We start from the raw sequence: 13,637 nt of genomic DNA on the forward strand, positions 1-13,637 counted from the left end.
AGCACACCCAGCGTGGCACGGCGGTCGTACAAGAGACGGTGACCGTGGTGCAAAGCATCGCCGATGAACTCCAGCGGGTGGCCACGGGCATCAGCGCATTGAGCGCTCAGTCCGAGGAGATCGGCAACATCGTCGATGCCATCCGGGGCATTGCCGAGCAGACCAACCTGCTGGCGCTCAACGCGGCCATCGAAGCCGCGCGCGCCGGGGAGCAGGGACGTGGCTTCGCGGTGGTTGCCGATGAGGTGCGCAACCTTGCACGGCGCACGAGCCAGGCCACCGTCGCCATCACCGAGGTCGTCGGCAAGAACCGCGATCTGGCCAGGCAAGCGGTGACCAGCATGCAGTCCAGCACCCTCAAGGCCGAGCAGGGCGTGAAGCTGGCGAACCAGGCAGGCACCGTCATTCTCGACATCCACCAAGGGGCGCAGCAGGTGGTGGAGGCGATTGGCGAATTTGCCCAGGCACTGGATCAGCGCCGCGATAGCTGAGTGTTACGGCCGCATCGCCCTTACCTGGGAAGAGCGGCCGCCAGCAGTTCCTGGGTGTAGGGGTGGCGCGGTGACTCGAACACTTCATGGCTGGCGCCGCACTCGACCACTTTTCCGTCCTTGATCACGATCATGTCGTGGGCCAGGGCCCGCACCACCGCCAGGTCATGGCTGATGAACAGGTAGGTCAGGCCGTGCCGTTCCTGGAGCTGACGGAGCAGGGCGACCACCTGCTTCTGCACCGTGCGGTCCAGGGCCGAGGTGGGCTCGTCCAGCAGGATCAAGGCGGGCTTGAGCACCAATGCCCGGGCAATAGCGATACGCTGGCGCTGGCCGCCGGAGAACTCGTGAGGGTAACGATGACGGCTCTGGGGATCGAGGCCGACTTCCTGAAGGGCCTGGATCACCCGGGCTTCGCATTCCTGGGCACTGGAGGGGCAGTGGACCTCCAGGCCTTCGCTGATGATCTGTTGCACCGACATCCTCGGACTGAGGCTGCCGAACGGATCCTGGAACACCACCTGCATCTGTTTGCGCCATGGCCGCAGGTCCTTCTGCGACAGCTGGTCGAGGGCCTGGCCCTGGAAGCGGATGCTGCCGTTGGATTCGATCAGCCGCAGGATCGCCTGGCCGAGGGTCGACTTGCCGGAACCGGACTCCCCGACGATGCCCAGGGTCTTGCCCCGCTGGATATTCAGGCTGATGCCGTCGACGGCCCGCAAGTATTCTCTGCGGCGGAACAATCCACCGCCCAGGGCGAAACTCACCCGCAGGTCCCGGACCTGCAAGACATCTTCCCGTTCGTCGCGGGGCAGGGCCTCGCCTTCGGGTTCGGCGTGCAATAGCTCGCAACTGTAGGGATGTTTCGGGGCGTCAAAGAGGATTTCGCAGGGCGCCTGCTCGACGATTTCCCCGGCCTTCATCACACACACACGTTGCGCAATGCTGCGTACCAGGTTCAGGTCGTGGCTGATCAGCAGCAGTGACATGCCGAGCCTTTGCTGCAAGGACTTGAGCAGCAGCAGGATCTTGCGCTGTACGGTCACGTCCAGGGCGGTGGTCGGTTCGTCGGCGATCAACAGCTCCGGTTCGCAGGCCAGGGCCATGGCGATCATTACCCGCTGTCGCTGGCCGCCGGACAGTTGATGGGGGTAGGCCTTGAGCCGTTCGAGCGGGTTCTGGATACCCACCAGTGCCAGCAGTTCAAGGATGCGCTGTCGCGCCGCCTTGCCGCCCAGGCCCTTGTGCAGCATCAGGGTTTCGCCAATCTGCTTTTCGACACTGTGCAACGGGTTCAACGAGGTCATCGGTTCCTGGAAGATCATTGCGATCCGATTGCCGCGCAGCTCGCGCAGGGTGCTGGCCTCGGCGCCCACCAGTTCCTGGCCGCGATAGCGGATGCTGCCGGTGGTGCGGGTGCCGGTCCGGGGCAGCAATTGCAGGATCGAATGAGCGGTCACCGATTTGCCGGAGCCTGACTCGCCCACCAGGGCCAGGCACTCGCCCGGGCGGATATCCAGGCACAGGTTGCGCACCACGGTGTTGTCATTGAAGGCCACGCTCAGGTCGCGGATTTCGATCAGGTTGTCGCTCATTTCGGAATTTCGCTTCATGACCGCGGATCAGGATCGAGGATCGAATGCATCGCGCAACGCCTCGCCGATGAATACCAACAGGGAAAGAATCAGCGCCAGGGTGAAGAAGGCCGTCAGCCCCAGCCACGGTGCCTGCAGGTTCTGCTTGCCCTGGGCAATCAGTTCCCCCAGGGACGCACTGCCGGCCGGCATGCCGAAACCGAGGAAGTCCAGGGCCGTGAGGGTGGAAATCGCCCCGGTCAGGATAAAGGGCAGGTAGCTCAGGGTGGCGTTCATCGCGTTGGGCAGGATGTGCCGCACGATCACCTTGCGGTCGGTCAGGCCCAGGGCCCTGGCGGCTTTCACGTATTCGAGGTTGCGCCCGCGCAGGAATTCGGCGCGGACCACGTCCACCAGGGCCAGCCAGGAAAACAACGCCATGATCCCCAGCAGCCACCAGAAATTGGGTTCCACGAAGCCGGACAGGATGATCAGCAGGTAGAGCACCGGCAGCCCGGACCAGACTTCCAGCAGGCGTTGGCCCAGCAGGTCCACCCAGCCGCCGTAGTAACCCTGCAGCGCACCGGCGGTGATGCCGATCAGCGCGCTGATGGCCGTCAGGGCCAGGGCGAAGAGGATCGACACCCGCGCGCCGAAGATCACCCGGGCCAGTACGTCCCGGGCCTGGTCGTCGGTACCCAGCCAGTTGACGAAGGAGGGTGGGCTCGGAGACGGTTGGTTGAGTTCGTAGTTGGGCGTGTCGTCGCTGAACGGAATCGGTGGGAACAGCAGCCAGCCGCCGTCCTTGCGGATCAGGTCCTGCACGTAGCCGCTGCGATAATCGGCCTGGAACGGCAGCTGCCCGCCGAATTCCCGCTCGGTGTAGCGCTTGAATACCGGGAAATACAGGGAGTTCTGGTAGCTCACCACCAGGGGCTTGTCATTGGCGATGAGTTCGCCGCCCAGGGTCAGGATGAACAGACCGATGAACAGCCACAGCGACCACCAGCCGCGTCGGTTTTTCTTGAAGCGCTCGAAACGTCGACGACCCAACGGGGAAAGCTTGAACATCAGGCGTTCCTCGCGGCGAAATCGATACGTGGGTCCACCAGGGTGTAGCATAGGTCGCCGATGAGTTTGATGAGCAGGCCGAACAGCGTGAAGATGAACAGCGAGCCGAACACCACCGGGTAATCCCGGGACACGGCGGCCTCATAACTCATGCGTCCCAGGCCATCGAGGGAAAAGATCACCTCGATCAACAGCGAGCCGGCAAAGAACACGCTGATGAATGCCTGGGGGATCCCCGACACCACCAGCAGCATCGCATTGCGAAAGACATGGCCATACAACACCCGGCGCTCGCTCATGCCCTTGGCCCTTGCAGTGACCACGTATTGACGGGTGATCTCATTGAGGAACGAATTCTTGGTCAGGATCGTCAGGGTGGCGAAGCCGCCGATCACCAGGGACGTGACCGGCAGCACCAGGTGCCAGAAGTAATCGGCGATCTTGCCCAGGGTCGACAGCGAATCGAAGTTGTCCGACACCAGTCCGCGCACCGGAAACCAGTTCAGCGACGTGCCGCCGGCGAACACCACGATCAGGAACATGGCGAACAGGAAGGCCGGCATGGCGTAGCCGATGATGATCGCCGTGCTGCTCCACACATCGAACGCGGACCCGTGGTGAACGGCTTTGCGGATCCCCAGGGGAATCGACACCAGGTAAGTGATCAGCGTGGCCCAGAGCCCGAGGGAAATGGTCACCGGCATCTTTTCCAGGATCAGGTCGGTGACCGTGGCACCGCGGAAAAAACTCTTGCCGAAGTCCAGCCGGGCATAGCTGCCGAGCATCAGCCACAGGCGCTCGTGGGCCGGTTTGTCGAAACCGTACTGTTTCTCGATGTCCTTGATCAATTGCGGATCGAGCCCGCGACTGGCCCGGGAGCTGCCGGTCATGGCGTTGCCCGAGCTGCCGACACCGCTGCCGCCAATGCCTTGCAGCTGGGCGATGGCCTGTTCCACCGGCCCGCCCGGTGCGGCCTGCACGATGACGAAATTCACCAGCAGGATGATCACCAGGGTTGGAATGATCAGCAGCAGGCGCCGCGCGACATAGGCCCACATCAGTGCCGTCCTCCGGGGGAGCCGCGCTTGATGCGTTCGGCGGTCATCTGTTCGTTGGTCAGCGGCGTGGTACTGATTTCCCACCAGCTTTCGATGGCTTCATCGTTGCTGGCCTGGACTTTCGGAATGCCGAAGCGATTCCACCACACGGTGGAACTGCCCGGCGGGTAGTAGTTGGGGATCCAGTAGTAATTCCATTGCAGCACCCGGTCCAGGGCGTGGGCATGACGGAGCATGTCATCCTTGGTGGTGGCCTTGACCAGGCCGTCGATCAGCCTGTCGACAGCGGGATTCTGCAGGGCCATGTAATTGTTGGCGCCCGGGTCGTTGGCCGACGCCGAGCCGAAATAGTTGTAGAGCTCCATGCCTGGTGAGGCACTGACGGGATAGCCGGTGACGATCATGTCGTAGTCGCGGCTCATCAGGCGATTGATGTATTGGGAAGGGTCGATGCGCCGGATGTTCATGTCGATGCCGATCTGCGCCAGGGTTCTTTTATAGGGCAGCAGGAGGCGGTCGATACCGTTCTGGCTGATCAGGAAGGTGAAGCTCAGCGGTTCGCCCTCGGCGTTCACAAGGCGGTCGCCGTCGGGTTTCCAGCCGGCCTGTTCCAGGAGTGCCAGGGCTTGCAATTGCTTGTCCCGGATGATGCCGCTGCCATCGGTCCTGGGAGCCTGGAATACCTGGGTGAAGACTTCGTCGGGGACTTTGTCGCGCAACGGCTCGAGGATCGCCCGTTCGCCGGCGTCGGGCAGTTCCCGGGCGGCCAGATCGGTATTGGAAAAGAAGCTCTGCTGGCGCACGTACAGGTTGCGCATCATCTGCCGGTTGCTCCATTCGAAATCCCAGAGCATGGCCAGCGCCTGGCGCACGCGGCGATCCTGGAACTGCGGCTTTTGCAGGTTGAACACGAAGCCCTGGGCCGTCTGCGGAGCCTCGGTGGCCAGGTGGGCTTTCTGCAGGCGTCCGTCGTGCAGCGCCGGGCTGTCGTAGCCGATGGAAAAACCGGTGGCGGAGAATTCCCGGTTGTAATCGTAGGCGCCGCCGCGCAGTACCTGGCGGGCCACATCGGTGTCGCCGAAATATTCGATGCTGAAATGATCGAAGTTGTAGAGGCCTCGGCTGACCGGGAGGTCCTTGCCCCACCAGTCGGCGTTGCGCTCGAAGGTGATGCTGCGTCCCGAGTCGATCTTGCCGACCCGGTACGGGCCGCTGCCCAGCGGTGCCTCGTAGCCGCCACCGCCCGCGAAATCGCGGGTTTTCCACCAATGTTCCGGGAAGACTGGCAGAGTCGCGATGTCCAGGGGCAGGGTACGGCTTTCGTTGTTCTTGAAGTCGAAGCGAATGGTACGTTCGGCTTCCACCTCAACGCCTTTGACCGCCGCGAACTGGGTGCGGTAGCGCAGGCTGCCCTGGGTCGTCAGCAGTTCGAAGCTGTAGCGTACGTCCTGGGCGGTGATGGGCTTGCCGTCGGCGAAGCGGGCCTTGGGGTTCAGATAGAAACGCAGTGACAGCCCGTCGTCGGAGCGCTCCATTTTTTCCGCCACCAGGCCATAGACGGTGTAAGGCTCGTCCAGCGAACGTTGGGCCAGCGGCGAATACAGCATCCCGTCAATCTGGCTGACGCCGATGCCTTTGTCGATATACGGCAGTACGTGGTCGAAATGACCGATCTCGATGGCCGAGCGGCGCAGGGTACCGCCCTTGGGAGCCTGGGGATTGACGTAGGCGAAGTGACTGAAGCCTTCGGGGTACCTGGCTGGCTCGCCATAGACGGTCAGGGCATGTTGTGGTGCGGCATCCACGCCGGTGGCGCCTGTGAGCAGGAATACGGCAGTCAACAGCAGTGAGGGGAACGCCAGTCGCATTGTCAGCCTTAAAGCCGGGTGATCGATGAGCACGATTTGTACGCGAGCGGCGCACTGATCGCCAGTCCTGTGGCGCGGGAGCATGCTCCCTCGCCACAGGGCTCATCTCACTTCTTCAAGTGAGCGGCGTTGCCACATAGGGCGGGCCGTTGCGTCGAAGGACCGGGATCAGTCCTGGCGGCTGGTGACTTCCAGCAGGTGGTAGCCGAACTGGGTCTTGACCGGACCCTGCACCACGTTGATCGGCGCACTGAATACCACGGTGTCGAATTCCTTGACCATCTGGCCCGGGCCGAACGAACCCAGGTCGCCGCCCTGGCGGCTGGAAGGGCAGGAGGAGTTGGCCTTGGCGACTTCGGCGAAATCGGCGCCGGCTTCGATCTGGGCCTTCAGTTCGTTGCACTTGTCTTCGGTGGAAACCAGGATGTGGCGGGCAGTGGCTTTGGCCATTGGAAAATTCCTTCAGGTGTCTTCAAAGGTGTTGAGCCTACCGGATTCACTCGCGGGTTGTTGTCAAAATTGCGTCAAAACCTTGGGCCTGACGATCAAAGGCCGGCTTTGCGCAGGCGTTCGGCATGTTGCACATACAGAGCTGTCGGGTCCGCGCCCTTGCGCGCGCGCCCGGATCCGGGGTGGACGGCTTCCATATGGTCCATGGGGTAGTCGGAGCGAATGACCTTGCCCAGGTGCGAGCTGAAACGCCCGACCAGGCCGTCGTTCTGCCCGGCTTCGGTGATGAAGTATTCGGAGAAGGCCCGGCAGAACGCCTGGAGCGGGGCCGTCGCGTCGTGTCCGTCGCTGGGAATCTCCTGCAACGTACCGCTCCAGGAGTAGTAACGCACGCCATTGACCAGGTCCGGTCCCTTGCTGCCCCAGTTCTTTGGCAAACCTTGGGGATACTTGTCGTTGAAAGCGCCCACGCCTTCGGTGGTGAGCGCCGCCAGTGCCGCGATGGCGGCGTGGGGAAGCTGCGCCTGGCCGCTGAGCAACGAAATGAAATCGGCGAACAGGGTCGCGACCCGGCTCGCCACATGTTCCGGCAAGCGTCCAGGGGTGAGTGCCTTGCGCAGGAAATCGGCCAGTTCGGAGCCATGATTGGGGCCACTGACCGATGTCACCGAAGCGACCCTGTCAGGGGCCACAGCCGCGGCGTAACGGGCCGCCAGCGCACCCTGGCCGTGGCCGATCAGGTTGACTCTGGCGGCACCGGTGCCAGCCAGGACGCGGTCGATCTGGACCAGCAGCTCTTCTCCGCGTGCCTCGTTGGCGTGGGTGGCCGATAGATAGGGAATGAACACCCGTGCGCCGGCGGCGCGCAGTGTCTGTTTGACTCCATGGAAAAGTTCAACACCTGCGACCCTGTCAAACCCGAACAAACCATGGACCAACAGGATGGGAAATTGTGTGGTTGCATTCCGTTGCATGTTCGTACCTTTTTCGAAGAGGTTCATGTTGAATTGACGACGCCACTCTAATGCAGCCCCTTGCGCTGAGGTGTAGGAAGAAACCGTTATCGCCCGTCGAAAACGGAATAGATAAAGCGGGAAAGATCAGAAGCGTGTTGAGCCGGGCTGTTTGGTATCGGGATGCGTCCGATAGGCTCGGTCGCGAGCAGCTACAGTCTTGGGTGCAAAGGGACCACTTTCCCTGTCGTCTCGTCTGACTGTGCGTCGTGGGCGGTCGCGCTTTAATGGTCCCATCGGGCGCTTTGCAGGAGCAGCGCCTTTATCCACGGACTGGAAGTTGCACATGACCACTGATCTATCTGGCCGGCGAATCCGGCCCAGTGCCCGCAGGACATTGCGGGCCCCCATTCTGGCGGCTGCAAGGGCGGGAGTGATCGACCCTGCCTGGCGCAGGGCCGTCGTGACCATCAAGCCCTATCCGATGATGACGTGCGGCGACGAGGTGCTGCTGCTCTGGCACGGTCTCGATTGCGATGGCGAGCCGTATCGCCACGAAGTCCGCCGCTGCGTCACCGAGCGACAGGTCGATCGGGACATCACGTTTGTCGTGCGTGCCCCTCATATCGCTGAACTGGACAGCGGCTCCCTGGAGATTTCCTATCGGGTCATCGGCAGGAGATTGCCCGCGCCCATGGATTCCGAACCCTTGCAGCTGATGATCGGGGACGCTCCCCTGCAGCTTTTGCCGCCCATCGCCGTGGATGCGGTGGGCGGCAGTCTCGACCCCGGCCGTGTGCCCGAGGGTACGTGCGTGGTCATCCGGCCTTATCCGCGAATGGCGGTCGGGGACCGGTTGATCCTGATGGGGCGTCGGGGAGGCACGGCACTCTGGCGCGATGTGCTGGATATCGAGGCCCATGCCGTTGGTCGAGAGGTGTCGTTCTGGCTGGATGCCTCGCAGTTCGCGCCCCATGCCGGGCATCACCTGGACCTGGCCTATGTCGTCAGGCGTGGGCATTCGGTGCGCCGCGCCGAGGTCCTGTCATTGCATATCGGCGCCCTGGTTCGCCAACCGTTGAGGGCGCCGCGGATCCTGGGCTTGAAGGAGGGTGATGTGGACGTCGATACATTGGACGATGGGGTCACCGTAGTCATCGAGGCGGTCGACTTCGAGGTGGGCGAATGGATCTGGCTGCAATGCGATGGGAACTACAGCCATGTGGAGGAGCGCGAAGTGGTCGCGGCGATGGTTGGTCAACCGGTTGCCTTCCACGTACCCGCCGCCTATTGGCAGGGCCAGCTCGGCCGGTCCGTGCGCATTCGTTATCAGGTCGAGCGGCTGGATGACGTGAGCCAACATTTTCCCGGGGTGCTGGTGGATGTCCGTTCCAGCGGCGCCCTCCAGGAGGAGGGCGCCCTCGAGCATTCAGCGGGCTGAAATCAACTGGCGATGGGCTTCGCGCAGCAGTCGCGCGGTAGCGTCCCAGCCCAGGCAGCCGTCGGTCACCGATACGCCGTAGCGCATCGACGGGCCGATGGGTTGGCAGCCTTCGAACAGATGGCTCTCCAGCATCATGCCCATCAGGGCACGGTTGCCTTGCAGCCTCTGCTCCAGCACATCGTTGAACACCTGTGGCTGGCGCAACGGATCCTTGCCGCTGTTGGCATGGCTGCAGTCCACCATGATCCGGGCCGGTATCCGGAGGCGGTCCAGGTCATTGTGGATCTGCGCGACGCTCTGGCGATCGAAGTTGGGGCCACGGTGGCCGCCGCGCAGCACCAGGTGGGTGTCGGGGTTGCCCTGGGTCTGGATGATCGCCGGGTGCCCCTGGCTGTCGACGCCGAAGTGCCGATGAGGATGGGCGGCGGAGCGCATGGCGTCGCAGGCGATGCCAACCCCGCCGTCCGTACCGTTCTTGAAGCCTACTGGCATGCCGAGGCCGCTGGCCATTTCCCGATGGATCTGGGATTCGGTGGTGCGAGCGCCGATGGCGACCCAGCTGAGCAAGTCGTCGAAGTAGCTGGCGGCCATGGGTTGCAACAGTTCCGTGGCGACGGGCAGGCCGAGTCGCAGCACTTCGCGCATCAATTGGCGGGACAGGGTCAGGCCCGCCGCCATGTCATCGCTGCCGTCCAGATGCGGGTCGTACGCCAGGCCTTTCCATCCCACCGTCGTGCGGGGCTTTTCCACGTAGGCGCGCATTACCAGCAGCATGCTGTCGCGTACCTCCTGGGCGAGGTGGGCCAGGTTCGCGGCGTATTCGAGGGCGGATTTCGGATCGTGGATGGAGCATGGGCCGACAATGACCAGCAGCCGGGCATCCTCACCGTTCAGGATCGCGCGGATGGCCTGGCGGTGGTCGTTGACCTGTTGGCTCAACGCGTGGCTGAGGGGCAGTTGGTGCTTGAGCTGCAACGAGCTTGGCAACCGCAGGGTCAGGGCTTCGTTGTCGGGGGTGAGCGTGGACAGCGGCAGAGCGGAGACGGACGAATTCATGATAAGGCTTCCTGGACCAGCAGCGGGCGTGTTCCCGCGCGTCGGTCCTATTGAGGTGTTCGACAATTGGCCGTATTGGCCGGCAATGCAGGCATGCCACCGATAGGTGACCGATCGGAGGCGGCAGGCTGTCCCGAGCGGTGGCTGGTAAATCGCCAGGCGGCAAACGTGTCGTAACGGTAATAAGTGGCGTAGTTCATGGCTGAATCCTCAAGTTGTCGGTGTTGCAAAAATGTTCGGCCCAGAAAAACAAAACCCCCGGTCGGGAGGCCGACCGGGGGTTCATGAACTCTGGAAGGCGACCCGTTTGAAGTGGGCGCCGGAGGGGTATCAGGCGCGCCAGTGGCTAAACCAATACCCAAAATAGAAGTTGACCGGAGCAGGGCTGCCATCTACCCGGGCAGCCGCAACCGAGCGCGGGGCGCTGGCGGTTTGAAGCGGTACGAGGGCGTTGCGCATGGTCTGTCTCCGATGAATGGTCCCGAGCTTACTAGAGGGTGGTGCGCACGTTCAATAAGATAATTCTATCGGGTGCATGGAATCGCTCGGGTTGGGTAGAGTCAGACAGCTTTTTTAACCCGCTCCACGTTACTGTCGATGTGCTTGAATAGGGTTTTGTGAATGAGGTGCCCATGAGTTTCCAGTGGCGTGCGGCTAGCGCCGGGGATATCGGCTTCGCCCGGCAGCTGACCTGCGTGAACATGCTGCCTTACTATCTGCGCCATGACCTCCTTTGGCAGGATGAGGCGTTCGACCTGGCCTGGATCATTCGTCAGAACTGGATCATCTGTCGCGATGAGCAGGCGCTGGGTTTTGTCAGCCTGAGCCGCGACGCCCGGGCGCTGTATATCCGGGAGTTGCAGATAGACAAGGCATTTCGGGGACAGGGCGCCGGTACCTGGGCGATCGGACAGGTTTGGGACATGGTGGGGGTGGAGCGTCGGCCGGCGTTGCGCCTGACGGTTTTCAAGGACAATCCAGCCCGCCGGCTTTATGAGCGCCTGGGTCTGAGCGTCGTGGGCGAAGACGAATGTTTCCTGAGGATGCAGCGAGACGCCGATGCTTGACGCTTCGGCCGCCGGGTCCCTGAAGATCTGTTGTAACTTTTAAATGCCCCATTTGCGCTAGGTCTGCCGAAAGCTTTTTGCTAAGGTGTGAAGCAACCCATATAAGACCAAATCGTGAGGTGTCTGCTTGATTAGGGTGTTAGTGGTCGATGACCATGATCTCGTTCGTACGGGCATTACACGAATGCTGGCTGACATCGACGGTCTGCAGGTGGTCGGCCAGGCCGAATCCGGGGAAGAGTCCCTGATCAAGGCACGTGAATTGAAGCCCGATGTGGTACTGATGGACGTGAAGATGCCAGGCATCGGCGGTCTCGAAGCCACGCGTAAACTGCTGCGCAGCCACCCGGACATCAAGGTCGTCGCGGTGACCGTGTGCGAGGAGGATCCGTTTCCGACCCGCCTGCTGCAGGCAGGGGCGGCCGGTTATCTCACCAAGGGCGCCGGCCTGAACGAGATGGTCCAGGCCATCCGCCTGGTCTTCGCCGGTCAGCGTTACATCAGCCCGCAGATTGCTCAGCAATTGGCCATCAAGTCTTTCCAACCGACCAATGAGTCGCCCTTCGATGCACTGTCGGAGCGGGAGATCCAGATCGCCCTGATGATTGTCGGCTGCCAGAAAGTGCAGATCATCTCCGATAAACTGTGTCTGTCGCCTAAAACCGTCAACACTTACCGTTACCGCATCTTCGAGAAGCTTTCGATCAGCAGCGACGTCGAGCTGACGCTGCTGGCGGTGCGCCACGGCATGGTCGATGCCAGCGCCTGATAATGACCGACCTGTTTGATCCAAGCGCTTTCCTGTCTACCTGCAGTGGCCGCCCAGGCGTGTACCGCATGTTCGACAGCGATGCGCGCCTGCTTTATGTCGGCAAGGCCAAGAATCTCAAGAAGCGCCTGGCCAGCTATTTCCGCAAGACCGGCCTGGCCCCCAAGACCTCCGCGCTGGTGGGGCGCATCGCGCAAATCGAAACCACCATCACTGCCAACGAAACCGAAGCGTTGCTGCTCGAGCAGACGCTGATCAAGGAATGGCGGCCGCCCTACAATATTCTGCTGCGGGACGATAAATCCTATCCCTACGTGTTTCTGTCCGATGGGGCGTTTCCGCGGCTGAGCATTCACCGTGGCGCAAAGAAAGCCAAAGGCCGGTATTTCGGTCCTTACCCCAGCGCCGGGGCGATCCGTGAAAGCCTGAGCCTGTTGCAGAAGACGTTTTTCGTCCGCCAGTGTGAAGACAGCTATTACAAGAACCGTACCCGGCCTTGCCTGCAATACCAGATCAAGCGCTGCAAGGCACCGTGTGTCGGGCTCGTGGAGCCCCAGGTCTATGCCGAGGACGTGCGCCACTCGGTGATGTTCCTGGAGGGGCGCAGCAATGCGCTGACCGATGAGTTGTCGGCGGCGATGGAAGAGGCGGCGATCAACCTGGAATTCGAAAAGGCCGCCGAACTGCGGGACCAGATCGGCCTGCTGCGCCGTGTACAGGACCAGCAGAGCATGGAGGGCGGCAGCGGCGACGTCGATGTGATCGCTGCGTTCATCAACCCGGGCGGCGCGTGCGTCCATCTGATCAGCGTGCGGGGCGGCCGGGTACTGGGCAGCAAGAACTTCTTCCCCCAGGTAGGTATCGAGGAAGACGTGGCCGAGGTCATGTCGGCCTTTCTTGGCCAGTATTACGTCAGCAGTCCGGAACGCGACCTGCCCAGCGAATTGATCGTCAACGTGGTCCATGAGGATTTCCCGGCCCTGGTCGAGGCCATCCATACGCTGCGCGGTCGCGAACTGACCATCAGTCATCGCGTGCGCGGTACTCGCGCGCGCTGGCAGCAACTGGCCGTGACCAACGCCGAGCAGGCCCTGGGGGCGCGCCTGGCCAACCGCCAGCACGTTGCGGCGCGGTTCGATGCCCTGGCCGAGGTGCTCAACCTAGACGAGCCGCCGCAACGGCTGGAGTGCTATGACATCAGCCATTCCAGTGGCGAGGCCACCGTGGCGTCTTGCGTGGTGTTCGGTCCGGAAGGCCCGATCAAGTCCGATTACCGGCGCTACAACATCGAGGGCGTCACACCGGGCGACGACTACGCGGCAATGCACCAGGCGCTGATGCGCCGCTTCGGCAAGCTCAAGGACGGGGAGGGCAAGCTTCCGGACATCCTGCTGGTGGATGGTGGCAAGGGCCAGCTGTCCATGGCCCGCGATGTGCTCAATGAACTCATGGTGCCCGACCTGATCCTGCTGGGCGTGGCCAAGGGCGCTACGCGCAAGGCCGGTTTCGAGACCCTGTACCTGAACGATGCGGCCCACGAGTTCACCCTGAAAGGGGATTCCCCGGCGCTGCACCTGATCCAGCAGATTCGCGACGAGGCCCACCGTTTCGCCATCACCGGTCATCGTGCCCGGCGTGGCAAGACCCGTCGTACCTCGACCCTGGAGGGGGTGGCAGGGGTGGGTCCGACACGGCGGCGCGACCTGTTGAAACATTTCGGTGGATTGCAGGAGCTGTCTCGTGCCAGCATCGAAGAGATAGCCAAAGCACCCGGTATCAGTAAAAAGCTCGCTGAGTCGATTTATGCAAACCTGCATAGCGAGTAGAATGCCCGTC

The 13,637-nt window shown here is 62.4% G+C and carries 11 protein-coding genes and 1 pseudogene; 5 read left to right on the forward strand and 7 right to left on the reverse strand.

Annotated features, from left to right (window positions below):
- Positions 1 to 41: 41 nt before the first annotated feature.
- A pseudogene (locus AC1M7R_RS21900) lies at positions 42 to 491 on the forward strand (methyl-accepting chemotaxis protein); the annotation flags it as partial.
- A 20-nt stretch (positions 492 to 511) separates the two neighbouring features.
- Here the strand turns inward: AC1M7R_RS21900 and AC1M7R_RS21905 are convergent.
- The 6 genes from AC1M7R_RS21905 to AC1M7R_RS21930 form a co-directional block, all read right to left on the reverse strand.
- Positions 512 to 2,086 (reverse strand): ABC transporter ATP-binding protein, encoded by a 1,575-nt coding sequence (locus AC1M7R_RS21905; RefSeq protein ID WP_490610494.1) that lies wholly within the window; start codon positions 2,084 to 2,086, stop codon positions 512 to 514.
- Between the two features lie 27 nt (positions 2,087 to 2,113).
- Positions 2,114 to 3,136, reverse strand: coding sequence for an ABC transporter permease (locus AC1M7R_RS21910; RefSeq protein WP_072394457.1), 1,023 nt, complete (start codon positions 3,134 to 3,136; stop codon positions 2,114 to 2,116).
- The gene (locus tag AC1M7R_RS21915) at positions 3,136 to 4,194 is read right to left on the reverse strand and encodes a microcin C ABC transporter permease YejB (protein WP_072394460.1); all 1,059 of its coding nucleotides are present in this window, start codon (positions 4,192 to 4,194) and stop codon (positions 3,136 to 3,138) included. The genes AC1M7R_RS21910 and AC1M7R_RS21915 overlap by 1 nt, the downstream gene beginning before the upstream one ends.
- Entirely contained in the window at positions 4,194 to 6,062 is a 1,869-nt protein-coding gene (locus AC1M7R_RS21920; protein WP_490609915.1) for an extracellular solute-binding protein, read from the reverse strand. Before AC1M7R_RS21920 ends, AC1M7R_RS21915 begins: the two co-directional genes overlap by 1 nt.
- Positions 6,063 to 6,230: 168 nt before the next feature.
- The gene (locus AC1M7R_RS21925; protein WP_003200262.1) at positions 6,231 to 6,512 is read right to left on the reverse strand and encodes a peptidylprolyl isomerase; all 282 of its coding nucleotides are present in this window, start codon (positions 6,510 to 6,512) and stop codon (positions 6,231 to 6,233) included.
- Between the two features lie 95 nt (positions 6,513 to 6,607).
- Positions 6,608 to 7,486 carry an esterase/lipase family protein gene (locus AC1M7R_RS21930; protein ID WP_072394799.1) on the reverse strand — a complete coding sequence of 293 codons (879 nt, stop codon included), beginning with the start codon at positions 7,484 to 7,486 and terminating at the stop codon, positions 6,608 to 6,610.
- A 325-nt stretch (positions 7,487 to 7,811) separates the two neighbouring features.
- On the opposite strand from AC1M7R_RS21930, the gene AC1M7R_RS21935 reads away from it, so the two are divergent.
- On the forward strand, positions 7,812 to 8,906 hold the full coding sequence (locus tag AC1M7R_RS21935) for a hypothetical protein (RefSeq protein WP_243750400.1): 1,095 nt from the start codon (positions 7,812 to 7,814) through the stop codon (positions 8,904 to 8,906).
- Here AC1M7R_RS21935 and AC1M7R_RS21940 read toward each other — a convergent pair.
- Positions 8,895 to 9,965 carry a 3-deoxy-7-phosphoheptulonate synthase gene (locus AC1M7R_RS21940; protein ID WP_490609916.1) on the reverse strand — a complete coding sequence of 357 codons (1,071 nt, stop codon included), beginning with the start codon at positions 9,963 to 9,965 and terminating at the stop codon, positions 8,895 to 8,897. The two genes, AC1M7R_RS21935 and AC1M7R_RS21940, sit on opposite strands and share 12 nt — an antisense overlap.
- Before the next feature lie 632 nt (positions 9,966 to 10,597).
- Between AC1M7R_RS21940 and AC1M7R_RS21945 the strand changes: the two genes are divergently transcribed.
- The 3 genes from AC1M7R_RS21945 (at position 10,598) to uvrC (ending at position 13,627) form a co-directional block, all read left to right on the forward strand.
- Positions 10,598 to 11,032, forward strand: coding sequence for a GNAT family N-acetyltransferase (locus tag AC1M7R_RS21945; RefSeq protein WP_072394474.1), 435 nt, complete (start codon positions 10,598 to 10,600; stop codon positions 11,030 to 11,032).
- A gap of 127 nt (positions 11,033 to 11,159) precedes the next feature.
- Entirely contained in the window at positions 11,160 to 11,801 is a 642-nt protein-coding gene (gene gacA / locus AC1M7R_RS21950) for a response regulator transcription factor GacA (protein WP_024781217.1), read from the forward strand.
- Positions 11,802 to 11,803: 2 nt separating this feature from the next.
- Positions 11,804 to 13,627, forward strand: coding sequence for an excinuclease ABC subunit UvrC (uvrC, locus tag AC1M7R_RS21955; RefSeq protein WP_072394477.1), 1,824 nt, complete (start codon positions 11,804 to 11,806; stop codon positions 13,625 to 13,627).
- Positions 13,628 to 13,637: the final 10 nt, after the last annotated feature.

Source organism: Pseudomonas sp. MS01C9, from assembly GCF_058202755.1.